Source organism: Rhodococcus sp. O3, from assembly GCF_048897285.1.
Lineage (GTDB): Bacteria > Actinomycetota > Actinomycetes > Mycobacteriales > Mycobacteriaceae > Rhodococcus.
Window position 1 is genome coordinate 13,978 of sequence record NZ_JBMBTE010000020.1, and the last position, 23,745, is coordinate 37,722.

The following is a 23,745-nucleotide window of genomic DNA, read 5'->3' on the forward strand; positions in this document are numbered from 1 at the left end:
CTCGATCCGCCCCTCCATCTCATCTTCCTTCTTCCGGCACTCACGACGCCGAACGACGATTACGCAGGAGCAAACAATGACCATGATCACCGGACATCGATCCACTCACGGCGACGACTACCAACTCAACACCAGTACGCTGCTGCGGCATTCGGCACGTACCTACCCTGAACAGAAAATCGTGTACCGGACACCTGACGGGGGTTGGGACAGGTACACCTACGCCGACGCCTACACCGGGGTACAACGCGCTGCGAACGTACTCGAGGCGCTGGGCGTGCAGCCGGGAGAGGTGGTGGGGATCCTGGACTGGAACAGCCGCAGGCTTTTCGAGCTGTACTGGGCGATCCCCGGCACCGGAGCAGTGATGCTGCAGATGAACCTTCGGCTCTCACCGGAGGACCTCGGGTACGTGGCCGCGCACAGCGGCGCTTCGGTGATTCTGGTCGACGAATCGTTGATCGGCGTGGCGGAGGCCATCGCACCGCACGCCCCCGGCGTCCGCCGGTGGGTGATCATGGCCGATCGCCCGGTCACCGCGATCGAGACCACGTTGCCGGCTGTGGCCGATTACGAGCAATCGGTGAGACAGGTGCCCTCGGAATACCACTGGCCGGTGATCGACGAACGGTCCGCATACAGCGCCTGCTACACCACCGGAACCACCGGGCGACCGAAGGGCGTCTACTATTCGCACCGCGGCATCTGCCTGCACACCGTGGCGCAGGCCGCGAACCTGCTGATGTCCGCTGAGGACACCGTCATGATGATCACCCCGATGTTCCACGCACAGAGCTGGGGTCTACCGCAGTCGGCGGTGTACACCGCGGCCCGCATCGTTCTGCCCGGGGCGTACACCGCCGCGGATATCGGAGTGCTGGTGGACGCAATGATCGCCGAGACAGTGACAGTGGCGAACGGCGCACCGGCGATATTCGGGCCCATGCTGGAGTACATCCGCACCCTGGACATCAAGCCCGACCTGAGCCGGACTCGGCTGCTGTCCGGATCCACCGAGCCGCCACTCGCGCTCATGCGTGGCTTCCACTACGAGGTGGGCGCGGACGTGATCCATGCCTACGGCGCCCCCGAGACCACCCCTACCACCTTTGTCAACCGCGGCGTGAAGTTTTCCCTCGGTGGCCTTTCCGAGGATGAGAAGTGGGACCTCAAACGCTGCCAAGGTCTTCCGGTGAACGGAGTCGATGTGCGGATCGTCGACGGTCAGGGTCACGAACTTCCGCACGACGGCGTCAGTATCGGCGAAGTATGGCTGCGAGGGCCGTGGACCACCACGAGCTATTTCGGACGTGAACCGGATCCCGATCAGTTTGTGGACGGCTATTGGCGCAGTGGTGATCTCGGCACGGTCACACCGACCGGCCATCTCAAACTCACCGACCGACTCAAGGACGTGGCGAAGAGCGGAGGCGAGTGGATCTCGTCCATCGACATGGAGAATCTGATCATGATGCACCCGCGAGTCACCGAGGCCGCGGTAGTGACGGTTCCGCATCAGAAGTGGCAGGAGCGACCGCTGGTGCTGGTCGTTACGGTTGACGGAGAGGACTTGCCCCTGCGGGAGGTACAGGAATTGCTCGGCACGCGGTTCGCGAAGTGGCAGTTGCCCGATACCGTCCTCGTGCGGTCCGACCTTCCTCGCACCAGCGTCGGCAAGCTGGACAAGAAGTCCCTCCGCGTCGAGTACCGCGACATCTATTCGGCCACTCAGCCGGCGTGAATGCAGGGCGCCGGCGCCATAGGCCTTGTCGCGTCACAAGATTCCGACCGCCGCTTCCGCACCCGAGGAGAAAACCGAATCGTGGTATCGACCCACGCACTGGAACCATCACCCACCCTGGAGTTGCCGACGCTTTCCCTACCTTCCACAAGCGATCCAGCCCGCGATCGCGCGATAGCAGGATCGGAAGCATCCGAGTCCGATCACAGTGCGGCGACGAGATCAGGAAGGAGATCGAACACCTTGTCCCCCAGCCGATCCGGTGCCACCCTCGCGGAAGCCTCAGCATCGCTCTCTCCGGCAACGAGCGCATCACGTTCGACGACGCACTCGAGCAACGCGGAGAGGAACACCCCGTCGAGCATCGCGTAGGCAGTATGCCGGTCGTATCGCAATGCCGCACCGGACAATTCGGCGTAACGGGTCAGGACACGATCGATCATGTCGCACAATCCCCCGTCGATCGCCGCGACGTCCTCGCGCAGCGCCGGATCGAACATCGACTGGTTGCGCAGGTCGTACCACAGCCGGTGCATCGGCGCCTCGGTGCGCAGGGTCTCTGCGAGCTTGTCGGCGAACCCGCGGCGCAGTTCCTCCGCGGTCCGTGCGGTGGCGACAACCTCGTCGTAGCGGGTCATGCACCGCGCCTTGTAGTAGCGGACGCAGTGCAGGATCAGGTCGGTCTTGTCCTTGAAGTAGTAGTGCACGACCCCGTGCGAGAACGGCGAGTTCTGCGCGATCTCCCGCAGGGAGGTGCGCGCGTAGCCGAGGTCGCCGAGTGTCGCCAGGGCCGATTCGGCCAGCTGCACACGGCGTTCGTCGTACTTGTCCTGCCGACTGCGAATCGACCGACCGGCAGGCGTCGCCAGGGGGTTCATTGCTTGCCAGTCTAGTTGACAGCCAAGCGACTTGACAGTCGTCCAGAATTCTCGGGCCACTCGTCCGAGTTCTCCTTGACAGTCGTCAAGCATTCGAGCACGATGTGATGTACGCCACATCACGGGCTGCCGGCCGCAGCGAGCCGGTCCACGCACCGGCCCATCTCCCCCTGCCCCGTCCGTACGCCCCGCAGACCACACAGGAGATCTCCATGAGCGTGTTCGATCTGACCGGGCGCCGTGCACTGGTCACCGGTGGGGCTCAAGGCCTCGGTGAAGGAATGGCCAAGGCCCTCGCGGCCGCCGGTGCGAGCGTCGTCGTCGCCGACATCCAGGACAGCGGGGCGGACGTCGCCGCGGCGCTGCCGTCCGACGGGGGCCGGAAGCACGGATTCGTCCATCTCGATGTGACCAGGGAAGACGACTGGGAGCGCGCGATCTCGGAGACCGTCCAGATCGCCGGGGGCCTCGACGTGCTGGTGAACAACGCCGGTATCGAGATCACGAGCCTGGTCACCGATGTCGAAGTCGATGCCGTCCGCCGCATGCTCGACATCAACATCCTCGGCACCACTCTCGGCCTCAAGCACGGATTGCGGGCGATGCGGCCCGGCGGCGCCGCGGGCAACGGCGGCTGCATCGTCAACGTCGCCTCGGTCGCCGCGACGATCGCGTTCCCGGGCATCGCGGTCTACTCGGCCACCAAGTCCTCCGTCGACCGGCTGACCCGAGTCGCCGCGATGGAGAGCGGCAAACTCGGCTACGGCGTCCGCGTCAACTGCGTCTATCCCGGCCTCGTCCCGACCGCGATGGGCGCCGGACTCGCGAACGACATGGCCACAATCGGGCTCTTCGGCTCAGCCGAGGAGGCGGTCGCGGCCGTCGTGGAGCTGACCCCGTCCGGGCGTCTGGGCACCGTCGAGGACATCGCGGACACCGTGGTGTTCCTCGCCTCGGACGCAGCACGATTCGTCAACGGTGTCGGCCTCCCGGTCGACGGCGGTATGGGAATGTGAGGAGCGGACCCGTGAGCACACCGAGCCCGGCGCACGCTGCACGCCGCGTCGTCGTCTACGGCGCCTCCGGATACACCGGTCGCCTCGTCTGCGAATTCCTGCGTCAGTTCCGCATCCCGTTCGTCGCGGCCGGTCGCGACAAGGCGAAGGTCGACGAGTCGATGCGCACGCACGTGCCCGGCATCGAGACCGCCGACTTCGAGGTGGTCCAGGTCGAGCACACCGTCGAGGCGTTGACCTCGCTGTTCGAGGATGCCGACGTCGTCCTCAACACCGTCGGGCCGTTCTCCGATCTCGGCCCCGAGGTGGTGCAGGCCTGCCTGGCGGCGGGCGCGCACTACACCGACACCACGGGCGAGCAGGACTGGCTCATCACGTGCGACGAACAGTACGGCGCGAAGTTCGCCGACGCCGGTCTGCTCCTCGCACCCGGGATCGCGCAGATGTACACCACCGGTGAGATCGCGGCCCAATTGTGCCTGGAAACACCGGGTCTCGACACCCTCGACATCGCCGTGTTCTGGGGTGGTAGCCCGACCATCGCCTCGACCCGCACGATCCTGGTCAACGCCGCGACGTCCGCCGCGCACTATCTCGAGCAGAACGAGTACGTCCCGTTCGATCCCGGACAGGGACTCGTCCCCCTCGTCGTGCCCGGTCAGCACGAACTCGCGCAGTCGCTGCCGTGGGGCGGCACGTCGCACCCGGTCTGGTTCCGCCGCGACCCGCGCGTCGCCAACGTCAAGGCGCAGGGCGGGGTGTTCAATGCCGCACTGATGCACGGGGTTCCGCAGATCGTCGCGCAGGCGCTCGAGGCGACCAAGGACATGACGCCCGAGGACCGGGACGCCGCGTTGACCGCGACCGCCCGGCAGGTCATGAACGTCATGCCGCCGCGCGAGAATCCCCGCGTCAACAAATCACTCGACTCGGTGCACGCGTCGGGCCCGCTCGGCCGCGCGCACTGCGTGATCCACGGCAACAGCAACTACCAGCAGACCGGCCTGCTCCAGGCGTTCGCGGCCCACTGGCTGATCCAGCAGCCGCCGAAGCGGATCGGATTCGCCAGCGGGTGCCAGGCATTCGGCCATCACGAACTGCTCGGAATCCTGCGGAGTTTCGGTCTGGTCTCGAAACCGGTTCTGACAGTTCAGGACTGACGATGCGGATCGTCGACTACCTCGACAAGGGTGCGTCCCTCGGGCCGGACCGGCCGTGCTTCACCACGGACGGCGACACCTGGACGTATGCGCAGGTGCAGGCCCTGTCTGACGACGTGGCCCATGCGCTCGTGACGCACGGTGTGCGCAGCGGGAGCAAGGTCGCCGTGCTGTCCGGCAACGATCCGCTCGCGTTCGCGTGCGTGTTCGGCATCAGCCGCGCCGCTGCGGTCTGGTGCCCGGTCAACCCGCGCAACGAGGCCGCCGAGAACCGGGAGATCCTCGACCGCTTCGACTGCGAGGTGCTGCTGTACGCGTCGGCCTATCGGGATCTGGTGGAGCGGATCCGCCCGGACCTGCCTTCGATCCACACCTGGGTGCAACTCGACGGCGACTCCGGTCCCGACGTGCTGAGCTGGGACGAATTCCGCACGACCCCCCTCGGCGGTCCCATACCGGTGGTCACCGCACCCGACGATCTCGCGATGATCGTCGGCACCGGCGGCACCACGGGCCGGCCCAAGGGTGTGCAGCTGACCGGCACGAACCTCGAGACGATGACGGCGCTGACCCTGATGAGCTATCCGTTCCCGACCCGTGGTGACCGTCCGGTCTATCTCGCGCTGGCGCCGCTCACCCATGCCGCCGGCGTGCTGTGTTTCCCGGTGCTCGCGTCCGGCGGGGAGATCGTCATCATGCGCACCCCGGACGTCGGGCAGTTCCTGCGGCTGATTCCCGAGCACCGGGTCACGCACACGTTCCTGCCGCCCACGCTGATCTACATGGTTCTCGCGCATCCGGACCTGGACGACACGGACCTGTCGAGCCTGATGTGCTTCTGGTACGGCGCGGCGCCGATGAGCCCGACCCGGCTCGCCGAGGCCCTGGACCGGATCGGGCCGATGGCACAGTTGTTCGGCCAGACCGAGGCGCCGATGATGATCTCGGTGCTGCCGCCGGAGGAACACCGCCGCGCCGACGGATCGATCGCCACCGAGGTCCTCCGCTCCGCGGGCCGGCCGACTCCGCTCGTGACGGTCGCGGTGATGGGCGAGGACGGGACGCTTCTCCCGACCGGGGAGCGCGGCGAGATCGTCATCCGCTCGTCGCTCGTGATGTCCGGCTACTACAAGAATCCCGAGGCTACCGCGGACGCGAGCCGGTTCGGGTGGCACCACACCGGCGACATCGGCTATCTCGACGACTCGGGGCTGCTGTTCATCGTGGACCGCGCGAAGGACATGATCATCACCGGCGGATTCAACGTGTACTCGACGGAGGTCGAGCAGGCGATCCTCGCGCACGATGCGGTCCAGGACTGCGCGGTCATCGGTCTGCCGGACGAGAAGTGGGGCGAACGCGTCGTCGCGGTCGTGCAACCCCAGCCCGACCGCAGCATCGATCCGGCCGAGCTCGCCACATTCGTCAAGGAGCGCATCGGATCGGTGAAGGCCCCCAAGCAGATCGAGGTATGGCCGGATCTGCCGCGCTCGAAGGTCGGCAAGGTCCTCAAGACCGACATCAAGGCCGCGTTCGGTTGATCGGTGTGCCTTTCCGGCGGTCCCGACCGCCGGAAAGGCACACCGATCACAACAGGTTCGACAGGAACGTCTTGGTGCGCTCGTGCTGCGGGTTGCTCAGCAGTGCGCGCGGATCCCCGGCCTCGACGACGACACCGCGGTCCATGAACACGAGTTGATCGGCGACCTCCCGTGCGAATCCCATCTCGTGGGTGACCACGATCATGGTCATGCCTCCGGCGGCGAGGTCCTTCATCACCGACAGCACCTCCCCCACCAGTTCGGGGTCCAGCGCGGAGGTCGGTTCGTCGAACAGCATCAGTTTCGGGTCCATCGCCAGCGCCCGCGCGATCGCGACCCGCTGCTGCTGACCGCCGGACAACTGTGCCGGATACGCGTTGGCCTTGTCGGCCAGGCCCACCCGATCGAGCAGTTCGCGGGCTCGTTCGGTGGCCTCGCTGCGGCGCTTCTTCTTCACCAGGACCGGTGCCTCGACCACGTTGGCCAGCGCGGTCCGGTGCGGGAACAGGTTGAAGTGCTGGAACACCATGCCGATGTCGCGGCGCTGCTTGGCCGCCTCCCGCGGGTGCAGCTCGTGCAGTTTGCCGCCGCGCTCGGCGTAGCCGACCAGGGTGCCGTCGACGTACAGGCGTCCGGCGTCGACCCGCTCGAGGTGGTTGATGCACCGCAGGAACGTTGATTTCCCGGAACCCGACGGGCCGATCAGACACGCCACGTTCCCCCGCTCGACCTGAAGCGAGATGCCCTTGAGCACCTGGACCGCGCCGAAGTTCTTGCAGACCCGATCGGCCTGGACCATGGGCGTCACTGTGCGTCACCTCCGGGTGCGACGCCGCCCCCGCGACCGGGCGGCAACGGTTTGCCCTGCGCGTCGGCGAGGGCCTGCAGCTGGCGGGCGGTGAGTCGTCGGCTCAGGCCCTTCGAGTAGTGCCGCTCGAGGAAGTACTGGCCGACCATGAGGACGCTGGTGATGGCGAGGTACCAGGTGGCGGCGACCAGCAGCAGCGGGATCGGCTGGAAGTTGGCGCCCGAGATGTCGCGTGCCCGGCCGTAGAGCTCGAGCGTGTACGGCACCGCCGCGACCAGCGAGGTGGTCTTGAGCATGCTGATGAGCTCGTTGCCGGTGGGCGGAATGATCACCCGCATCGCCTGCGGCAGGATCGTGCGGCGCATGGTCTGCGCCCACGACATGCCCAGGGCCGTGGACGCCTCGGTCTGGCCTTCCGGGACGGAACCGATTCCGGCACGGATGATCTCGGCCATGTAGGCGGCCTCGTTCAGGCCGAGGCCGATGACCGCGAACAGGAACGCGGCGTTGATGCCCTGCAGGTCGATGTGCACGAACTGGTGCACGAACGGGATGCCCAGGTCGAGCTGCTTGTAGATGGCCGGGAACAGGCCCCAGAACACCAACTGCACGTACACCGGGGTGCCGCGGAAGATCCACAGGTACACCCAGGAGACGGTCCGCAGCACCGGATTCGGCGACAGCCGCATGACGGCGAGCACGATCCCGAGCAGAACCGCGAGGATCATCGCGAGCACGGTGAGCTGAATCGTCTTCCACGCCGCCGCGGTGATCCGCCGATCGAACAGGTACTGCGCGTAGATGTCCCAGCGGTACGCCTCGTTGGTCGCCGCGCCCCACAGGAACAGCGCCACGAGTACGGCGACGACGACACCTGCGATCCACCGTCCGGGCCGGCGCAGCGGCACCGCCTCGATGGGCGCCGGTTCGGTCCCGGCCTCCGGGCCGCTCACGGAGCTCGACTGCTCGCTCATCGGACCCCTTCCGTCAGCTCGGCGCAGCGTTGATCTGCGCGGTGTCGATCATTCCGTCTTCCATGCCCCACCGCTCCGCGATCTGCGCGTACACACCGGAGTCGATCAGCTCCTGCACGGCCTGCTGCAGGACCGGCCCCAGCGGAGAGTCCTTCGCGACGACGAAACCGTACGGAGCGGAGTCGAACACCTCCCCGGCCGTCTCCAGCCGGCCCTCGCTGCGTTCGATCGCGTACGCGGTGATCGGCGAGTCCGCGGACAGTGCGTCGACGCGGCCGAGGATCAGCGCGTTGGTGGCCTCGTCCTGGCTGTCGTACTTGACCTTGTCGATGGGGGGTTTGCCCGCGGCGACGCACGCCTCGCTCTTGGCCGGAATCTCGTCGATGTCCTCGGTGGTGGTGGTCTGCACCGCGACGCGTAGGCCGCACGCGTTGTTCGGGTCCACGTCGTCGCCGACGCGCTGCGCCCACTGCACGCCGGCGCTGAAATAGGTGACGAAGTCGACGGACTTCTCGCGTTCCTTGGTGTCGGTGAACGACGACGACCCCATGTCGAAGGTGCCGGACTGCACGGCCGGGATGATCCGGTCGAAATCCGCTTCGTTGATGTTCATCGTGACGCCGAGGACGTCGCCGATCGCGTTGAGCAGTTCCACCGCGTACCCGACGATATTGCCCTCGTCGTCCTTGAACTCGTTGGGAGCGTACGGCGGGTTCGATCCGACCTTGATCTGACCGGCGGCCGCGATGGACTCGGGTAGCTGGGCCGCGATCTCGTCGACCTTCTCGGCCCGGATCGGGTCACCGGGCGGCACCGTCGATTCGGTGTTGCTCACGCATCCGGTTGCGACCGCAAGCACCAGCGCGAGCGCGAGAATCCATGCCGGGGCACGTCGCCGACGTCGGCGGGCGGCAGGTTCCGATCCGGCGGGTTCGTCCACAATCGAACAGTAACCGGACGGTGCCCCGGTGTCCCGGAATGCGCGCCCCGACATGCACCTCGCCGCCCGTGTGACCCTCACCGCAGGCGGGTGCGGGCGAGCACGATCTCGGTGAACTCCGCGGTCGAGGCCTGCCCGCCCAGATCGGCGGTCGCGACACCCGAGGCGATGGTCGCCTCGACGGCGTGCTCGATGCGGTGCGCCGCGCGCTGCAGATACGGGCGGTCGGCGGTGACGGCGATACGGTCGAGCAGCATCGCCGCCGACAGGAACAGTGCCGTCGGGTTGGCGCGGTTGCGGCCCGCGATGTCGGGCGCGGCGCCGTGCGCGGCCTGCGCCATCGCCTTCGTCGCGGAGGCGTTGATCGACCCGGCGGTGCCGAGCGAGCCGGCAAGTTCCCCGGCGAGGTCCGAGAGGATGTCACCGAACATGTTCTCGGTGACGACGACGTCGTAGTCGCTGCCGTGCCGCACCAGGTGCGCGGCCATGGCGTCGACGTGTTCGTCGTCGACCGCGATGCCGGGATAGTGGGCGCCGACCTCGCGGCACACGTCGCGGAACAGGCCGGTGGTCATGGAGAGCACGTTCGCCTTGTGCACGATCGTCACGCGCCGGCGTCGGCGAGCGGCGAGTCCGAACGCGATGTGCGCGATCCGTTCGCACGCGGCGCGGGTGAACACCCCGACGGCCAGCGCGACGTCGGGGGTGGGCATGAACTCGCCCGAACCGAGGGCCATGTTCCGGTCGGCGTACAGGCCCTCGGTGTTCTCGCGCACGATGACCAGGTCCATCTTCGGCACGACCGCACGCACGCCGGGCAGGGCCTTCGCGGGCCGGATGTTCGCGTACAGGTCGAACTGTTTGCGGATGCGGCCGCCGGGGGTGAGTTCGCTGCGGAACGGTTCGGGATAGGACGCGTTGTCGTGCGGGCCGAGGATCCACGCGTCGAGGTCGGCGAGGGCGTCGAGCGTGGACTGCGGGATGGGGGTGCCGTGGGTGGCGATCGCGTCCGCGCCGAGCGGCAGCGGCACCCAGTCGATCGCCGGTCCACCGGCCGCGGCGACCGCGGCGTCGACGACGCGCCGGGTGGCGGGCACGATCTCGTGGCCGATCCCGTCACCGACGAGCAGGCCGATGCGGTGGCCGGAGGAGGTGGACGGGGCGGTCGTTGCGGTGGAGTCGGTCACCGCGTAATGATTGCGCACCATGGTGCAGTCCGTGGAACTGCTGCTCGACGATCGGCTCGACGATGCGGTGCGGGCCGAATGGGATCGGCTGCTCGGCGCCGGGATCAGCAGTGCCGCGCGCGTGCGCACCGAGACCAACCGGCCGCACATCACGCTCGCCGTTGCGGCGTCGATCCCGCCCGGGATCGAGGAGCAGATGCGGGAGCGGATCGACGGGTCGCCGATCGAGTTGCGGCTCGGCGGGATCGTGGTCTTCGGCGACCGGCACGCGACGCTGGCGCGACTGGTGGTGCCGACGGTCGAACTGCTCACCCTGCACCGCGAGGTGTTCGCTCTGCTCGAGCAGTGTCCGGGGATCCCGCCGCATATCCGGCCCGGGGAGTGGACGCCGCACGTGACGCTGGCGCGGCGGGTGCCGGCCGGCCGGATCGGCGCGGCGATCGTCGCGACACATGCGGCGAGGCACGACCTGGACGGGACGTCGGCGGGGATCCGGCGGTGGGACGGTCAGGCGAAGCGCGAGTGGCGCGTGGTGTGACCGGGCCACCGATTCAGAATCGGTAGTCGCCGAATTGGGTCGTCTCACTGTGGGTATCGGGAGTGAGTTCGGCCAGGGACAGCGCCGTCAGGACGACGAGGACGAGGGCGAAGACGAGCAGGGCGGTCATGGGATCCAGCGTGCGCCGCACCGCCTTTCACCGACAGTGGCAGAGATGACAGTTTTCCTCGTTTTTCTGCCAATCCGGTGGCACACTGGCAGACATGTTGAAGACCGTGGTGGTGCCGCTGCTCCCCCGTATCGAGGCGTTCGAACTCGGCGTCGCGTGCGAGGTGTTCGGATTCGACCGGTCGGACGACGGCCTGCCCACCTACGATTTCACGCTGATCCGGGGCACGCCGCTGCCGGTCACCACGAGGTTCGGCTACAGCATCGACGTCCCGTACGACCTGGACCTCCTCGATGCCGCGGACCTGATCATCGTGCCCGCCGGCGGCACCGGCGTGGCGTCGCCTCAGGACCAGAGCTACGTCTGCGGCCCCGACGACGACACCTGGGACCTGGAACCGCTGTTCGAGAAGCTGCGGGCCGCGGTCGAGCGCGGCGCGCGCGTGGCCAGCATGTGTACCGGCGCCTTCACCCTGGCCGCCGCCGGTCTGCTCGACGGGCGGCCCTGCACCACACACTGGAAGCACGCCGCGCGGCTGGCCGAGATGTATCCGGCGGCGAAGGTCGATCCCGACGTGCTCTACGTCGACGACGGCGCGGTGCTCACCAGCGCCGGTACCGCCGCCGGAATCGACCTGTGCCTGCACATCGTCCGCACCGAACAGGGCGCCCACGTCGCGAACACGATCGCGCGGCGCATGGTGGTGCCGCCGCACCGCGACGGCGGGCAGGCCCAGTACGTCGCGATGCCGTTGCCCGAATGCAAGTCCGAAACCCTTGCCCCGCTTCTCGATTGGATGACGGAGAATCTGGACCGGGAGTTGCCGGTCGCGGTGCTCGCGGAGAAGGCACACATGTCGGCGCGCACGTTCGCGCGACGGTTCACCGCCGAGACCGGCACCACCCCGGCGCGGTGGCTGCGCGACCAGCGGGTGCATGCCGCCCAGCAGCTGCTCGAGAACACCGATCTGCCGGTCGACGTGATCGCCGACCGCGTCGGATTCGGCACCGCCGCGGTGCTGCGGCAGCATTTCCTGCGGGCACGGCACACCACCCCGCAGGCCTACCGGCGCACGTTCCGGACGGAACCGGTGCCGGTCTCGTGAACGGCGCCGGACGGCATCGGGAAGAATCGAGCGTGCCCGGGTGTTGAAGCGGCCGGAGCATCCGATCGAAAGGAACACCGTGGCTACCCAGACACTCACGCAGCAGAACTTCGACGAGATCGTCAGCGGCGACGGCGTCGTCCTCGTCGACTTCTGGGCCTCATGGTGCGGTCCGTGCCGGCAGTTCGCGCCGACGTTCGAGGCATCGTCCGAGAAGCATCCCGACGTCGTGCACGCGAAGGTCGACACCGAGGCCGAGCAGATGATCGCCGCGCAGTGGGACATCCGCTCGATCCCGACGATCATGGCGTTCCGCGACGGTGTGCGCGTCTTCAGTCAGGCCGGTGCCCTGCCCCCGGCCATGCTCGAGGAGCTGGTGACCCAGGTCAAGGCCCTCGACATGGACGAGGTGCGCAAGCAGATCCAGGCGCAGACCCCCGACGCCTGACAGCAGTTCGCCCAGACGAAAGACAGCCGCGCGCGTCCTCACGCGCGCGGCTGTCTTTTCCGTCGGCAGGTCATTCGCCTCCGGCTACGGGCGCAGCAGTTGCCTCACCCGCGCGGCCTCGCGGGTGAGGTGATCGCGCTCCGGCACGCTGGGCGCGACCCGCGCGGCCTCGGCATACAACGCGGCGGCGACGGACAGGTCACCGGCGCGTTCGTGCAGGTACGCGGCCGCCGCGGTGTACCGCGGCAGGCCGGGATCGACCTCGGCGAGCGCGGCCAGCCCCGCCTGCGGTCCGTCCGCCTCCCCCACCGCGACGGCCCGGTTGAGTCGCACGACGGGGCTGGCGGTGAGGCGCAGCAGCTCGTCGTACCACTCGACGATCTGCACCCAGTCCGTCTCGGCGGCGCTGTAGGCGTCCGCGTGCAGGGCGGCGATCGCGGCCTGCGCCTGGTATTCGCCGAGACGGTCACGGGCCAGCGCGCGCTGCAGGATCGTCACTCCCTCGGCGATCACCGCGGTGTCCCACCGCGAGCGATCCTGTTCGGCGAGCGGCACCAGGCGACCTCCCGGACCGGTGCGCGACGCGCGGCGGGCGTGGTGCAGCAGCATCAGCGCGAGCAGTCCCGCGACCTCGGGTTCGTCGGTGAGAGCGACGAGCTGGCGGGTCAGCCTGATCGCCTCGGCCGCCAGGTCGACGGCGCCGCCGTAGCCCTCGTTGAAGACCAGGTAGAGCACCCGCAGCACGGTCGCGAGATCGCCCGGGCGGTCCAGCGGTAGTCCCGCGAGCTTCCGCTTGGCCCGGCTGATCCGTTGCGCCATGGTCGCCTCGGGAACGAGATAGGCCGCGGCGATCTGCCGGGTCGTCAGGCCTCCGACCGCCCGCAACGTCAGCGCGACCGCCGAGGCCGGCGGCAGGGTGGGGTGCGCGCACAGGAAGTACAGCCGCAGCGTGTCGTCGGTGACGGGAACCGGGCCGGGAACCGGCTCGGCGTCCACGGCCACCTCCCTGCCCCGCCGCGACGATTCGGCGCGGGCCGCGTCGAGGAACTTGCGCCACGCGACGGCGACGAGCCAGGCCTTCGGGTCGCGCGGCGGATCGTCGGGCCACGTTTCCAGCGCCCTGATGAGCGCTTCCTGCACGGCGTCCTCGGCCGACGCGAAGTCCGCGCCGCGCCGGACGAGGACGCCGATCACCGCGGGCACCAGTTCCCGCAGCAGGGCCTCGTTCACTCGGTCACCGTGGGCGGCTCGGTGAGGAACGGCCGCACCTCGAGCCATTCGTGGAGCGGTTCGCCGCCGCGGCCGGGCGCGGCCGACAGTTCCGCGGCCAGTTCGTACGCGCGTTCGCGGGAGTCGACGTCGATGATCATCCAGCCGGCGATCAGGTCCTTCGTCTCGGCGAACGGACCGTCCGTCACGGGCGGGCGTCCCTCGCCGTCGTACCGCACGAAGGCGCCCTCGGGCGCCAGTGCCTGCGCGTCGACGAACTCCCCGGATTCCTCCAGCCGCGCCGCGAAGTCACGCATGTACCGGATGTGCGCGTCGACCTCGTCGGGCGTCCACCGGTCCATCGGCACCGCGTCGCCGACGGGGTCCGGTCCGCCTCGGTAGTGCTTGAGCAGCAGGTACTTCATGGTGTTCCTCCTCGGTCACGCGGCCCTGTCGGCCGTTCGTACCCCTGGGACGGAGTCGGCGCCGTATTCTCGACACTGCACAGCCTGCCCGTTCGTTCCGGGTACCGAGTGACAATCTCGAGTCGAAGGTTGAGCCCATGGCACCGAATCCGAACGACAGAACCGACTTCGAGAATTCGGCGAGAGGATTGATCGCCACACTCGACCCGTGCATCGTCACGACCGCCGACGGCCGGGTGGTGTGGGACATGGACGCCTACCGATTCCTCGACGGCGACGGCGCGGACACGGTGCACCCCAGCCTGTGGCGGCAGAGCCGGCTGACGTCGGTGCAGGGATTGTTCGAGGTGACCGAGGGCATCTACCAGGCCCGCGGCCTGGACCTGTCGAACATGACCCTCGTCGAGTCCGACCACGGTGTGATCGTCGTCGATCCGCTGATCAGCGCCGAAACCGCCGCCGCTGCCCTGGCCCTGTACCGGGAGCATCGCGGGGACCGGTCGGTGACCGCGGTGATCTACACGCACCCGCACATCGACCACTACGGCGGGGTTCTCGGTGTCGTCGACCGCGACACCACCGTGCCGATCGTGGCCCCGGCCCACTTCATGGAGCACGCGGTGTCCGAGAACGTCTACGCCGGCACCGCCATGCTCCGTCGCGGCGCCTACTACTCGGGTGCCGATCTGCCGAAGAGCCCGGCCGGACGCGTAGGGATGGGACTCGGCGCCGCCGCCTCGACGGGAACGGTCGGGCTGATCGCGCCGACGCTCGACATCACCGACACCGGCCAGACCGAGGTGATCGACGGCGTGCGCATCGAATTCCAGATGACCCCCGGCACCGAGGCGCCGGCCGAGATGAACTTCCTGTTCCCGGACCACCGCGCGCTGTGCCTGGCCGAGAACGTCACCCACAACCTGCACAACCTGCTCACGCTGCGCGGCGCACAGGTCCGTGACGCCCGGAACTGGTCGCGGTACATCGCCGAGGCCCTCGAATTGTTCGGCGACCGGGTCGAAGTCGCGTTCGCGTCACATCATTGGCCCACCTGGGGCCTCGACGCCGTCACCACGTTGCTGACCGAACAACGCGACATGTACGCCTATCTCCACGACCAGACACTGCGGTTGCTCAACCAGGGTTACACGGGCGCCGAGATCGCCGAGACCATGACGGTGTCGCCGGAACTGGACGCGGCGTGGCACGTCCGCGGGTACTACGGCTCGATCAGTCACGGCGTCAAGGCCATCTACCAGCGCTATCTCGGCTGGTACGACGGCAATCCCGCACACCTGTGGCAGCATCCGCCGCAGGAGCAGGCGATTCGGTACGTCGACGCGCTGGGCGGCATCGACGCCACCCTGGCGAAGGTCCGCGAGTACGCCGACGAGGGCGATCTCCGGTTCGCGGCCGAACTCGGCAGCCATGCGGTGTTCGCGGATCCCACGAACACCGAGGCCCGAGAGCTGCTGGCGGACGTCCTCGAACGGCTCGGCTACGGATCCGAGAACGCGACCTGGCGCAACTGTTTCCTGGTCGGCGCGCACGAGTTGCGCCACGGAAAGTTCCACACCCCGTTCGTGCAGGGCGCCGGACTCGCGCCGGCGATGAGCATCACCCAGCTCTTCGACACCGTCTCGCTGAGGATCGTGGGCCCAAAGGCGTGGGACGAGAAGCTCACCGCCAACTGGATTTTCAGCGACACCGGCGAGCGCTATCGGATGGAGCTGAGCAACGGTGCGCTCATCCATCACCCCACCGGCAGGACCCTCGACGCGGATCTCGAGGTCACGCTGACCAAGCCCGATCTCCTGCGGCTGCTCGCCACCGGCTCCCTGGACGGGCTCGAGACCCGCGGTGATCCCGGCGTCTGGACCCGGATCCTCGCGCTGACCGACCGGCCCGACCCCGACTTCGACGTCGTCACGCCGTAGGCCGGGACACCGAATCGCGCGGCTGGGCCAGGATCGCGGATCCCACCCAGCGGCGCAGGTAGCGCCGCATCTCGTCGTCGCTGCGCGGCGGGTGCCCGGGTGAGACGAAGAACGACTGCATCGTGCGCAGCAGGTACTCGACGAGTTCGTGCAGCGACTCCTCGTCGTATCCGTAACTCTCCCAATCGACGTCGAAGCGCCGGATCATCGTCATCCCGAACAGCTGCGCTTCCTCGGAGGTGAGGCGGTCGGGATCGGCGTTCGAGTACGAACTGGACAGCAGGATCCCCAGGTGCGGTGTGCGCCGGACCTCTGCGAGGGTGTAGAGCACGCCCTCGGTCATCGCTTCGGCCGGATCCTCGATCCCGTGGACCTGTTCGGTGAGGCGGTCGAGAAATCCGGCGACCGAGGCGATCGCCGCGGCCTGCATGAGCGCGTCGGCGCTGGGGAAATAGCGGTAGACCGTCTGGCGGATGACGCCGAGCGCTTCGGCGACGTCGGCGATGCTGATGGCCGCTCCGGTGCGTCCGATCAGGTCGACGGCGGCGACAACGATCCGTTCGGATGCTTCCTCGTCGCTAGCCGGGGGACTTCCACCCCACCCACGCCTACCTGCCACTGACTGCTTCCTCGGTCGAGCGAGTCCGGGGATCGACGTGCTCCGGGAAGCGTGCGCCGGACCCCGCGGACGGGGTGTCGACGGTAGCACGGCCCTGTCCCGATCCGGGTTCACCCGAGAACCGGAAAGTGATCATACAAACTCTCGCTCGTGTGTATGATCTGGCTCACCGCGTCTCGTCGTGTCCGCACGAGCCCGCAGCTGCCCCACTTCCGAACGACTTCCGCTTCTCGAAAGACGAGGTATCGCAAGTGACCGACCTTCAAGTCCGCAAGATGCGTTTCGGGTTCGAGGACCACGACGTGCCGTTCCTGTGGAACGAGCAGAACCCGGCGTTCTCGAGCATGGCCAACGCGGTCTCGTTCCTCGCGGTCGGCTTCGAGAAGATGATCGTGCAGATGATCACCGAGGCGAAACCGCTGATCACCGATCCCGAGGTCGCCTCCGAGGCGGACGCGTTCATGCGCCAGGAGGGCCAGCACTCGACCGCGCACCGCCAGCACGTCAAGGCCCTGATCGAGCGGTACCCGGGCCTGCAGGAGACCCTCGACGACGTCATCGGCGCGTTCGACAAGCTCACCGCCGAGACCTCGCTGAACTACCGCCTGGCGTACACCGCCGACCTCGAAGCCACCTTCACGCCCGTGTTCAAGCTGATGCTCGACAACGACGCGACCCTGTTCGCGCCCGGCGACGACCGGGTCGCATCGCTGTTCATCTGGCACTTCGTCGAGGAGGTCGAACACCGCAGCTCCGCGCTGATCATCTTCGACTCGCTCGTCGGCAGCGACCTGTACCGGATGCGCATGGCGCCGTCGGTGTTCCGGCACGTGCTGAAGGTCATCGGGATCGCGAGCGAGGGATTCAACAAGCACGTTCCGCTCGAGGAGCGGCAGATCGACGCGATGGCGATGTTCGCGCGGTACCGCCGCAAGCAGGCCCTGCGCAGGCTGCTCCCGAACCTGACCGCCGAATACAACGGACCGATGACCCGCGCGTTCGATCACCTGCCGCTCGGTGAGCAGCTCACCGCGCTCGCGGGTGTGGTGCGCAGCCAGATGCCCAAGCACAATCCCGAGCACGAGAAGCTGCCGGCGTTGGCCGGCGAGTGGTTCGACCGCTTCGAGGCGGGCTACGACGTCACCCAGTGGTACACCGCTGCCGCGAAGGCGCAGGGGGCCAACTGATGTCGGACCTCTGCTCCCCCACCTTCGAGGATCTCGCCGTCCGGCTCGGCTTCTCGTGCGAGGAGGCGGGCGGACTCGTCGAGTTCCGCAGCCCCACCGCGCTGGAGAACTGGACGCTTCCGGTCCTCGAGGTCACGATCGTCGTCGGTGCCCTCCTCGCCCTGGTGTTCGCGATCCTGCGGCTGCGCCGCCAGGGCGATCCGACGAGCCTGGTGCTGTGGTTCGGCGCGACCGCCTACCTGTTCTTCATCGAACCGCCGCTGTACTTCCCGGCCGCGTTCGGCATCGAGGAACACGTCGACACGATGTTCGCGCACAACGTGTTCACCGTGGACTTCATGTGGGGCCGGTTGCCGCTGTACATCATCGCGATCTACCCGCTGATGGCGACACTCGCCTTCGAGATCGTCCGGATGCTCGGCGTGTTCACCCGCTACGGGGTGCTGGTCGGCGCCGCGTGCGTCGGCTTCGTGCACCACGCGTTCTACGAGATCTTCGATCATCTCGGCCCGCAGCTGCGGTGGTGGGAGTGGTCGCTCGAGAATCCGATCAACCAGCCCTTCCTCGACTCGGTCCCGATTCCGAGCGTCGTGGTGTTCGCGGCCCTGTGGCCGATGTCGCTGGCTCTGTGCGTGCAGTTCTTCGTCGGCCGCCACGTCGACGCCGGCCGGCACTTCACCGGGGTGGAACTGACGTGGCGCACGGTGGTGATCGGCCTGCTCGCGTCGGTCGGCACGTTCGTGCTGCCGCTGCCGGCCACCGTGCTGGGCATCGGTAGCGACACCGTCCGCGGCGTGGTGTATCTGGCGGAACTGGTGGTCGTGTCGGTGGTCGCGGTGATCGCACTAGCGCGGCGTTGGCGGGATCTGCGCGCCGCCGACGGCTCCGTGGATCGCCACACCAACCGGTTCGTGCAGGTCTACAGCCTCGTGTACCTGGGCGTGATGGCGCTGCTGTGGATCACCGCCCTGCCCGCCTTCTTCGGAGCGGTCGACGGCGTCACCGAGAACGGTGATCCGATCGGCAACCTCTGGTACACCATCGCGTGTTTCGTCGTCGCGTTCGCGTGCGTGGCCGCCACGTTCACCGTGGGGCCCCGCAGCGGCACCGCGGCAGTCGGAGCGGACCGTTCGGCGGAGACCTCCACCGTGTGATGGGCCGGTTCACAACCCCGTGATGCCGGTCACGTTCACAACTACAATGACTTCATGAAACATGTCGTCACCTCGGACGCTCGCGACGTGACCGTCGCCGCGGGCGACATCGTCGAATTGCACCTGATGGAACGGTCGTCGTCGGGCTCCACCTGGTTCACCGACCGCATCGGAGACGGTCTGGTCTGGACCAACCTGCGGTATCTGCCCTCGAACAACCCGCTGCCCGGCGGCGGCGCCGAGCGGATCATGACGCTCCGCGCCAAGAAGGCCGGTACGTGGCCGGTGTCGTTGCGGCTGCGGCCGAGCCGGCACGCAACCGCGAACGAGTACGAACTGCTCGTCAACGTCACATGAGGCACCGGCCCCCCGGCTGGTGACGAGGACTTGTGACTGACGAGGACTTGTGACGTCGGATCGACCGAAGATCAGAAGTCCTCGTCGATGCACGCCAGCCGATCACCGGCGTTACCGGCTTCGCCCGGTGCCGTCATGGTGTGCTGCGCGTGGATCACGACCGAGTTGGCTCCGTCGTCACGGAACGTCCAGTCGACCGTGCTCGAGGCTTGCGCGTCGCCGTTGGCGTCGGTGGTGATGTCGAGCCACACCTCGTTCTGCGGGTTCGCGTAGGCGGGATCGGTCGACGGCGTCTCGGGTGTCGCGGCCGGATCGGGGGTGTTCTGGTAGTGCGGGCCCGAATCCGAGGGCTGCGGTCCGCACGGCCGGGTGTGCACGTGGACACCGAAATCCCGGTTGGGTGCCAGACCGGTGGCGGACAGCGTGACGGTGGTGCGTCCGTCCTCCTCCTCGGTTTCGACGTCGACTCGCGAACCGACGGGCACCGCCGATTCGTCGTAGGTGAAGGCATCGGCCTCCGGATCGTCGGGCAGCCCGAAGGCATCCCCACTCATCCCCGGGGCCGGGTTCGGAAGGGTTGTGGTGTCCGTGCGCTCGGTGGTCGCGGGAGCCGATTCGACCGTGGTGCCGTCGTCGTCGCCGCAACCGGCGGCGAGCAGCACTGCAAGACACGCACCGGATACGAAAGCGGTGGTTCGTGTTTTCATACCGGGCGCATACCCGCTCGACGACCTTTCGGAACCCCCGCGCTCGTCGCCGTACAGTGGACGGACCCGATGGTTCGGACGGAGGGACTCGCGGTGGAGTACGCGACCTTCTACCCTCTCGTTGCCCTCGTTGCCCTGTGCTTGCTCGTCGCTGCGTCCATATGGTGTCTGGCGCGTCCACACCGCCTGTCGAGTCTGTCGGCGGCGGCGACCTCGGTGCTGTGGATTCTGCTCAACGGCCCCCTCGAAGGGCAGGTGCTGTACTCGGTGACCGCGCACCACGGACTCACCGAAGCCGACCTGCTGGCGGCCGCCGGAATGGGTGTCGCGGTGTGGGGCTATCGAGTCGGTGTTCGCGAGCGGTGATCCGACGTCACAGATCCGGTACAGGTTTCCACCAAGCAGGAACGCCGCCGACCGTGGCGGTAGGTCGGCGGCGTTCGACGCTTGGTTCGTCCTAGTGCGCGGCCGCGTCCCAGCTGCGGCCGTAGCCGACGGACACCTCGAGCGGAACCGACAGCGTGATCGCCGAGTCCATCTTCTCGCGCACCAGCGCCTCGACCTGCTCACGCTCGTCCGCGGTCACCTCGAGCACGAGTTCGTCGTGGACCTGCAGCAGCATCCGCGAGCGCAACCCCGCCTCGTGCAGCGCCTTGTGCACGTCGATCATCGCGACCTTGATGATGTCGGCGGCCGTGCCTTGGATCGGGGCGTTGAGCGCGGCGCGTTCGGCGACCTCGCGGCGCTGACGGTTGTCGCTGGTCAGATCGGGCAGGTACCGGCGGCGGCCGTACAGCGTCGAGGTGTATCCGACCTTCCGTGCCTCCTCGACGACGTTGTGCAGGTAGTCACGCACCCCACCGAACCGGGTGAAGTACGCCTCCATCTGCTCCTTCGCCTCGTCGGTCGAGATCTTGAGCTGCTGCGCGAGACCGTACGCGCTGAGCCCGTAGGCCAGGCCGTACGACATTGCCTTGACCCGGCGACGCAGCTCCGGGGTGACCTCCTCGATCGGCACCCCGAACGCACGGGACCCGACGAAGCTGTGCAGGTCCTCACCGGTGTTGAACGCCTCGATCAGCCCTTCGTCGCCGGACAGGTGCGCCATGATCCGCATCTCGATCTGGCTGTAGTCCGCGGTCAGCAGCAGGTCGTAGCCGGAACCGACGACGAATCCATCACGGATCTGCCGTCCGGCGTCCGTGCGGACCGGGATGTTCTGCAGGTTCGGATCGGTCGACGACAACCGGCCGGTCGCCGCGACGGTCTGATTGAACGTCGTGTGGATGCGGCCGTCGTCGGCGATGGACTTGATGAGCCCGTCGACGGTGGTCTTCATCCTGGTGGCCTCGCGGTGCGCCAGCAGGTGCTCGAGGAACGGATGTCCGGTCTTGTCGAACAGGTTCTGCAGGGCATCGGCGTCGGTGGTGTAGCCGGTCTTCGTCTTCTTCGTCTTCGGCATGTCGAGCTCGTCGAACAGCACCACCTGCAGCTGCTTCGGCGAGCCGAGGTTGATCTGCTTGCCGATCACCTCGTACGCGGCGTTCGCGGCGGCGGCGACGTCGGCGGCGAACCCGGACTGCAGATCGTGCAGGTGGTCGGCGTTCACGGCGATGCCCGCGGCCTCGAGGTCGGCGAGCACAGCGAGCAGGGGCAGTTCCATGTCGGCGAGCAGCGCGGTCGACTCGATGTCCTGCAGTTCGCTGTCGAGTGCTTCGGCGAGGTCGACGACGGCCCGGGCCCGCAGGATCGCGTTCTCTGCGGCCTTGGCCTCCACGGCGTCACCGTCGTCGAGCAGCGACAGCTGCTGTTCGCCGCTCTCCTCGACGCGCAGTTCCCGCTTGAGGTAGCGCAGCGACAGATCGTCGAGGTTGAAACTGCGCTGGCCGGGGCGCACGAGGTAGGCCGCGAGCGCCGTGTCGCTGGTGACGCCGGCAAGGGTCCAGCCGCGTCCGCGCAGCGCGTGCATCGCCGACTTGGCCTCGTGCAGCGCCTTGGGGGTGCCGGGGTCGGCGAGCCAGGCGGCGAGCGCGGCGTCGTCCTCGGGGGTGAGGGTCGCGGTGGAGACGTACGCACCCTCGCCGTCGGCCGCGGCGATCGCGAGAGCCGTCGCGTCACCGCCGTAGGGGGTCCCGAGACCGACGACGGACAGCCCGTGCCGCACCCCGGCGACCGCGTGTTCGGCGAGCCAGGCGGCGAGGGCACCCGGCTCGAGCGCACCGCCGCGCACCTCGAATCCCTCCTCCGCCTCGGGTTCGGCCGAGGCGAGGGTCGCGAACAGCCGGTCGCGCAGCACCTTGAACTCGAGATCGTCGAACAGGCGGTGGATCCGGTCGCGGTCCCACGGCGACAGCGCGAGCTGCTCCGGCGTGTACGGCAGCGGCACGTCGCGGACCATTTCGGTCAGGCGCCGGTTCATCAGTACGTTGTTCAGGTTGATGCGCAGGGCGTCGCCGGTCTTGCCGCGCACCTCGTCGACGCGATCCACCAGATTCGTCAGGCCACCGAACTCGCGGATCCACTTGGCGGCCGTCTTCTCGCCCACGCCGGGGATGCCGGGCAGGTTGTCGCTCGGGTCGCCGCGCAGCGCCGCGAAATCGGGGTACTGCTGCGGGGTCAGCCCGTACTTCTCCTCGACGGCCTCGGGGGTGAACCGGGTCAGATCCGACACTCCCCGCTTCGGGTAGAGCACGGTGACGTCGTCGTTGACGAGCTGCAGCGAATCCCGGTCGCCGGTGACCACGAGCACCCGGTAGCCGAGGGCCGTGGCCTGGGTGGCCAGGGTCGCGATGATGTCGTCGGCCTCGAAACCGGCCTCGGCCATCACGCAGATACCGAGCGCGTCGAGGACATCCTTGGTGATCTCGATCTGGCCCTTGAACTCGTCCGGGGCGGAACTGCGCTGCGCCTTGTACTCGGGGTACATCTCGGCGCGGAAGGTCTGCCGGTTGACGTCGAACGCGGCCGCCACGTGGGTGGGCTGTTCGTCGCGCAGCAGGTTGATGAGCATGGACGTGAAGCCGTACACCGCGTTCGTGGTCAGGCCGCTCTGCGTCTTGAAGTTCTCCGCCGGCAGCGCGTAGAAGGCGCGGAAGGCCAGGGAGTGGCCGTCCAGCAGGAGCAGGGTGGGACGGTCGTCGCCCTTCGTGGCGGCGGGAGCAGGCGAGGTGGATGCACGAGTCACGGGAGCCAGTCTAGGGACCGGGCCCGACAGCCTGTGCGGCGATCGCGTCGTGCGCCCGGATCGGTGTCGAAAACTCCCCACCACCTCCCGAAATACCCCCCAGGGGTATAGAATGACGGACATGAGCGACGCACACGATCCGACCACGCAGACCGAGACCTGCCACACCGGCCACGGCTACATGGGAGACAAGAGCCGGTACCTCGCCCGACTCAAGCGGATCGAGGGCCAGGTCCGCGGCATCCACCGGATGGTGGACGAGGAGCAGTACTGCATCGACATCCTCACCCAGATCTCCGCGCTGACCAAGGCACTCGAGGGCGTCGCCCTGGGCCTGCTCGACGACCACCTCAAGCACTGCGTCCTCGACGCGGCCCGCCAGGGCGGCGACGAGGGCGAAATCAAGATCAAGGAAGCCTCCGACGCGATCGCCCGTCTCGTCCGCTCCTGACACACGCGACCGCGTCCCGTATTCGATTGCCGCACGACGAAACCCAACC

At 68.0% G+C, this 23,745-nt stretch carries 23 protein-coding genes; 13 read left to right on the forward strand and 10 right to left on the reverse strand.

Going from position 1 to position 23,745, the window contains the following annotated elements; genetic code table 11:
- Positions 1 to 76 precede the first annotated feature (76 nt).
- Positions 77 to 1,741 carry a long-chain-fatty-acid--CoA ligase gene (locus tag ACN675_RS08665; RefSeq protein ID WP_420750500.1) on the forward strand — a complete coding sequence of 555 codons (1,665 nt, stop codon included), beginning with the start codon at positions 77 to 79 and terminating at the stop codon, positions 1,739 to 1,741.
- A 203-nt stretch (positions 1,742 to 1,944) separates the two neighbouring features.
- Here the strand turns inward: ACN675_RS08665 and ACN675_RS08670 are convergent, their stop codons facing one another.
- Entirely contained in the window at positions 1,945 to 2,619 is a 675-nt protein-coding gene (locus ACN675_RS08670) for a TetR/AcrR family transcriptional regulator (RefSeq protein WP_420750460.1), read from the reverse strand.
- A gap of 212 nt (positions 2,620 to 2,831) precedes the next feature.
- On the opposite strand from ACN675_RS08670, the gene ACN675_RS08675 reads away from it, so the two are divergent.
- From ACN675_RS08675 to ACN675_RS08685, 3 genes are read left to right on the forward strand one after another with little or no spacing between them, the layout of a single operon-like run.
- Positions 2,832 to 3,635, forward strand: a complete 804-nt coding sequence (locus ACN675_RS08675; protein WP_420750461.1) for an SDR family NAD(P)-dependent oxidoreductase — start codon at positions 2,832 to 2,834, stop codon at positions 3,633 to 3,635.
- An 11-nt stretch (positions 3,636 to 3,646) separates the two neighbouring features.
- On the forward strand, positions 3,647 to 4,795 hold the full coding sequence (locus tag ACN675_RS08680) for a DUF5938 domain-containing protein (RefSeq protein WP_420750462.1): 1,149 nt from the start codon (positions 3,647 to 3,649) through the stop codon (positions 4,793 to 4,795).
- 2 nt (positions 4,796 to 4,797) lie between these two features.
- Positions 4,798 to 6,336: an acyl-CoA synthetase gene (locus ACN675_RS08685; RefSeq protein ID WP_420750463.1), complete on the forward strand. Its 1,539-nt coding sequence runs from the start codon at positions 4,798 to 4,800 to the stop codon at positions 6,334 to 6,336.
- Positions 6,337 to 6,382: 46 nt separating this feature from the next.
- Here the strand turns inward: ACN675_RS08685 and ACN675_RS08690 are convergent, their stop codons facing one another.
- From ACN675_RS08690 to ACN675_RS08705, 4 genes are all read right to left on the reverse strand, one after another.
- Positions 6,383 to 7,144: an amino acid ABC transporter ATP-binding protein gene (locus ACN675_RS08690; protein WP_420750464.1), complete on the reverse strand. Its 762-nt coding sequence runs from the start codon at positions 7,142 to 7,144 to the stop codon at positions 6,383 to 6,385.
- Positions 7,141 to 8,118 carry an amino acid ABC transporter permease gene (locus ACN675_RS08695; protein ID WP_420750465.1) on the reverse strand — a complete coding sequence of 326 codons (978 nt, stop codon included), beginning with the start codon at positions 8,116 to 8,118 and terminating at the stop codon, positions 7,141 to 7,143. Before ACN675_RS08695 ends, ACN675_RS08690 begins: the two co-directional genes overlap by 4 nt.
- 13 nt (positions 8,119 to 8,131) lie before the next feature.
- The gene (locus ACN675_RS08700; protein ID WP_420750466.1) at positions 8,132 to 9,058 is read right to left on the reverse strand and encodes an ABC transporter substrate-binding protein; all 927 of its coding nucleotides are present in this window, start codon (positions 9,056 to 9,058) and stop codon (positions 8,132 to 8,134) included.
- Between the two features lie 77 nt (positions 9,059 to 9,135).
- Positions 9,136 to 10,266 carry an isocitrate/isopropylmalate dehydrogenase family protein gene (locus tag ACN675_RS08705; RefSeq protein WP_420750467.1) on the reverse strand — a complete coding sequence of 377 codons (1,131 nt, stop codon included), beginning with the start codon at positions 10,264 to 10,266 and terminating at the stop codon, positions 9,136 to 9,138.
- Between ACN675_RS08705 and ACN675_RS08710 the strand changes: the two genes are divergently transcribed.
- From ACN675_RS08710 to trxA, 3 genes are all read left to right on the forward strand, one after another.
- Positions 10,265 to 10,783, forward strand: a complete 519-nt coding sequence (locus ACN675_RS08710) for a 2'-5' RNA ligase family protein (protein ID WP_420750468.1) — start codon at positions 10,265 to 10,267, stop codon at positions 10,781 to 10,783. The two genes, ACN675_RS08705 and ACN675_RS08710, sit on opposite strands and share 2 nt — an antisense overlap.
- Positions 10,784 to 11,007: 224 nt before the next feature.
- Entirely contained in the window at positions 11,008 to 12,018 is a 1,011-nt protein-coding gene (locus ACN675_RS08715; protein ID WP_420750469.1) for a GlxA family transcriptional regulator, read from the forward strand.
- Positions 12,019 to 12,097: 79 nt separating this feature from the next.
- Positions 12,098 to 12,466: a thioredoxin gene (trxA, locus tag ACN675_RS08720; protein WP_420750470.1), complete on the forward strand. Its 369-nt coding sequence runs from the start codon at positions 12,098 to 12,100 to the stop codon at positions 12,464 to 12,466.
- 84 nt (positions 12,467 to 12,550) lie between these two features.
- Here trxA and ACN675_RS08725 read toward each other — a convergent pair whose 3' ends face one another.
- The gene (locus tag ACN675_RS08725) at positions 12,551 to 13,696 is read right to left on the reverse strand and encodes an RNA polymerase sigma factor (RefSeq protein WP_420750471.1); all 1,146 of its coding nucleotides are present in this window, start codon (positions 13,694 to 13,696) and stop codon (positions 12,551 to 12,553) included.
- Positions 13,693 to 14,100 (reverse strand): YciI family protein, encoded by a 408-nt coding sequence (locus ACN675_RS08730; protein WP_420750472.1) that lies wholly within the window; start codon positions 14,098 to 14,100, stop codon positions 13,693 to 13,695. The genes ACN675_RS08725 and ACN675_RS08730 overlap by 4 nt, the downstream gene beginning before the upstream one ends.
- A 137-nt stretch (positions 14,101 to 14,237) precedes the next feature.
- On the opposite strand from ACN675_RS08730, the gene ACN675_RS08735 reads away from it, so the two are divergent.
- Positions 14,238 to 16,037 (forward strand): alkyl/aryl-sulfatase, encoded by a 1,800-nt coding sequence (locus tag ACN675_RS08735; protein WP_420750473.1) that lies wholly within the window; start codon positions 14,238 to 14,240, stop codon positions 16,035 to 16,037.
- Here the strand turns inward: ACN675_RS08735 and ACN675_RS08740 are convergent.
- Complete coding sequence (locus tag ACN675_RS08740; RefSeq protein ID WP_420750474.1) at positions 16,027 to 16,656, reverse strand: TetR/AcrR family transcriptional regulator; 630 nt, start codon at positions 16,654 to 16,656, stop codon at positions 16,027 to 16,029. The genes ACN675_RS08735 and ACN675_RS08740 overlap by 11 nt on opposite strands.
- Positions 16,657 to 16,907: 251 nt before the next feature.
- Between ACN675_RS08740 and ACN675_RS08745 the strand changes: the two genes are divergently transcribed.
- Genes ACN675_RS08745 through ACN675_RS08755 form a run of 3 tightly spaced genes read left to right on the forward strand, consistent with a single transcriptional unit; the run spans position 16,908 to position 19,354 of the window.
- Positions 16,908 to 17,843 carry a metal-dependent hydrolase gene (locus tag ACN675_RS08745; protein ID WP_420750475.1) on the forward strand — a complete coding sequence of 312 codons (936 nt, stop codon included), beginning with the start codon at positions 16,908 to 16,910 and terminating at the stop codon, positions 17,841 to 17,843.
- On the forward strand, positions 17,843 to 18,997 hold the full coding sequence (locus tag ACN675_RS08750) for a hypothetical protein (protein ID WP_420750476.1): 1,155 nt from the start codon (positions 17,843 to 17,845) through the stop codon (positions 18,995 to 18,997). Before ACN675_RS08745 ends, ACN675_RS08750 begins: the two co-directional genes overlap by 1 nt.
- Positions 18,998 to 19,051: 54 nt before the next feature.
- Complete coding sequence (locus tag ACN675_RS08755; protein WP_420750477.1) at positions 19,052 to 19,354, forward strand: protease inhibitor I42 family protein; 303 nt, start codon at positions 19,052 to 19,054, stop codon at positions 19,352 to 19,354.
- 71 nt (positions 19,355 to 19,425) lie between these two features.
- Here ACN675_RS08755 and ACN675_RS08760 read toward each other — a convergent pair whose 3' ends face one another.
- Positions 19,426 to 20,061: a superoxide dismutase family protein gene (locus ACN675_RS08760; RefSeq protein WP_420750478.1), complete on the reverse strand. Its 636-nt coding sequence runs from the start codon at positions 20,059 to 20,061 to the stop codon at positions 19,426 to 19,428.
- A gap of 69 nt (positions 20,062 to 20,130) precedes the next feature.
- On the opposite strand from ACN675_RS08760, the gene ACN675_RS08765 reads away from it, so the two are divergent.
- Positions 20,131 to 20,427: a hypothetical protein gene (locus tag ACN675_RS08765; RefSeq protein WP_420750479.1), complete on the forward strand. Its 297-nt coding sequence runs from the start codon at positions 20,131 to 20,133 to the stop codon at positions 20,425 to 20,427.
- 91 nt (positions 20,428 to 20,518) lie between these two features.
- Here ACN675_RS08765 and polA read toward each other — a convergent pair whose 3' ends face one another.
- Positions 20,519 to 23,245, reverse strand: a complete 2,727-nt coding sequence (gene polA, locus ACN675_RS08770) for a DNA polymerase I (protein ID WP_420750480.1) — start codon at positions 23,243 to 23,245, stop codon at positions 20,519 to 20,521.
- A gap of 121 nt (positions 23,246 to 23,366) precedes the next feature.
- Here polA and ACN675_RS08775 point away from each other — a divergent pair, with 121 nt between their 5' ends.
- Positions 23,367 to 23,696: a metal-sensitive transcriptional regulator gene (locus ACN675_RS08775; protein WP_420750481.1), complete on the forward strand. Its 330-nt coding sequence runs from the start codon at positions 23,367 to 23,369 to the stop codon at positions 23,694 to 23,696.
- The last annotated feature ends 49 nt before the right edge of the window (positions 23,697 to 23,745 follow it).